1 protein-coding gene is annotated in these 2,607 nt (G+C 62.1%); it reads right to left on the reverse strand.

The window, feature by feature from the left end; translation table 11 throughout:
• On the reverse strand, positions 1 to 2,607 hold a 2,607-nt coding region (locus tag ACFRFQ_RS30450), incomplete at both ends, for a condensation domain-containing protein (protein WP_378665303.1).

The following is a 2,607-nucleotide window of genomic DNA, read 5'->3' on the forward strand; positions in this document are numbered from 1 at the left end:
CATCAACGCCACAGTCTGATCCTCGGTCAACTCACCGAACACATCCCGCGACCCGCCGTACCGACGAGCAGGATCAACCGGCGCAACCAACGTCGGCTCGTCGACACCGTCAAATGCTCTCGCCCACACGTCAAGTGATTCTGTTTTGTTCTGCCCGGCGACCCAGGCCAGAAAGTCCCGATAAGGACGGACCCGGGGTAGTGTCGCGCCGTCGGTGGCATAGAGCACCAGCAATTCCTTCAGAAGTAGCGGCGTCGACCAACCATCGAGCAGCAGATGATGATTGGTCATCACCAGGCGATAGCTTCCCGGGCCGGTGCTGACCAGCATCCACCGCAACAACGGGGCACGAGTCGGATCGAACCGGGTAGCACGATCCTCCGCCATCAAATGGTCCCAAGCACGAACACGCGCGGCGGTGTCCAATCCCGAAAGGTCGATTTCCGTCCACGGTGCTTCGACGCCATCCTGCACCACTTGAACCGGCTGAGATCCGATGTCGGACAGAAAGGCGGTCCGCAGATTCGGATTGCGATCGAGCACCGATTGGCAGGCACCGCGCAATCGCTCCGGATCAACCTCACCCCGCAATTCGACAACCAACTGCACCAGGTAGGCGTCCACCGACCCCGCCGACGCCAGCGCATGGAACAGCAAACCTCCCTGCAGCGGGGACAACGGCCACACATCACTCAACGCGGGGTACCGATCCTCGAGCAACTCGATTTCACCTTGGCCGAGACCGACCAAGTCCAGATCCGACGGCGTCCGTCCTCCGACGCCCGGTTGCCCGGCGTCTGCGGCGAGCGCGCCAAGCGTTTCCGACCACATTCTCGCGGCCGTCTGAACGTCGCTCTTCGCCAGTATGCCTGTGGGGAACGACCAGATTGCGCGCAGTCTCGGTCTGCCGTCGTGACTTTCGACGGTGAGTGCGTTGATGTCGAGAACGGCTGGAAGCGGCATATCCGGATTCTGTGCACCGCCCAGGCCAGCGTCCCCGTTGATCGGAATCCAGGCCGCCCCGGACTCGTTTGACACTTCACCTGCACGAACCCTGCCGAGATAGTTGAAGCCGATCTGCGGTGTTGGGAACTCCCCCAACACCAATCCGGTGTCCTCGTTGAGATACCGCAGCAATCCGTAGCCGATCCCGTGGTCCGGTATCGCCCGGAGTTGTTCCTTGACAGATTTGACCACGGCACCCAAGGCCGGACCACCAGCGGCGGCGTCGCTCAGAGATATATCCGAAAGATCCAACCGCAGTGGGAAGCTCGTGGAGAACCAACCGACGGTCCGACTCAGATCCGAACCTGGAACCACACCTTCTTCACGTCCATGACCCTCGAGACCGATGAGAATATCTGCGAGGGAAGGGTTATCTTCGCGCCGCCATGTTGTGACAGCAACGGCCAGTGCGGCCAGCAGTGCGTCGACCACACCACCGTGAAACTCTTCGGGAACTGTGGTGAGCAGTGCCTCGGTTACCTCCGGGGAGACCTCGATCTCGACAGTGTCGGCAGTAGTAGCCACGTCGACGGAAGGGTCGAGGGGCCGAGACCCGATCACCGGATCGTCCACCGCAGCCATCGATTGCCACAGGTCGAGTTCGGCTACGAGCTCGGGTCGACGAGCCTCCTGGGCCAGCCCGTAGGCCCAGCGACGCATCGACGTTCCGACCGGCGACAGCGCTGGTTCCATTCCAGCCGCGATCTGCGACCACGCAATCGCGAGATCGGGTATCACCACCCGCCACGACACCCCGTCGATCACCGAATGATGAGCCACCACCAACGCGCAACCCTGCTCGCCGGCATTCGGGGGATCGAACCACACCACCTGCACCACGGCGCCGGTACTGGGATCAAGCCGATCCGCTGCGGCGTCCAACTCGCACGCAGCCACCTCACGGAAATCGGCGACGCCTGGCCCGGCCGATACCTTCCGAATCACTTTCTCTGCTTGAATTGATCCGACGGGCAGGACTTTCCACACCCACGATCCGTGTGCACCTGGGCGTAACTGAGCTCGTAGCATGTCGTGATGGTCGAGCACCGCTTGCACCGTGCTCGCCAAACCCTGCTCGTCGATTCCCGTCGGCAAATTCAGCAGCACCGCCTGCGAGAATCTATGGAACCCTGAACCACCCCGGACGACGAGCCACTGCATTATCGGCGTCAACGGAACTTCACCGACCCCGCCGCCGGCCAATTCCTCCAACCTGGCTACCTCGGCCTCACCCGAAAGAACTGCTACCTCCGCCAGTCCGGCAATCGTCTTACGCTCGAACACATCCCGCGGCGAGATGACCACTCCCTGAGCCTTTGCCCGTGCTGCGAGCTGAATCGACATGATGCTGTCGCCGCCGAGCGCAAAAAACGAATCCTCCACGCCCACTGATCCGAGCCCGAGAACTTCCTCGAACAAACCTGCCAACATCGATTCCACCTCGGTGACCGGAGCCCGGAAATCCGTCCGAACGCCGGTAAAGTCCGGTGTGGGTAGAGCGTCTCGGTCCAACTTCCCATTCGGCGTCACCGGCAACCCGTCAACCACCACCACCACAGCCGGCACCATCTGCGACGGCACCCGCTCTGCCACCGAACCAAC

Origin of the sequence: Rhodococcus sp. NPDC056743 (assembly GCF_042790355.1) — a bacterium.
In the GTDB taxonomy this organism is placed as follows: Bacteria; Actinomycetota; Actinomycetes; order Mycobacteriales; family Mycobacteriaceae; genus Rhodococcus_F.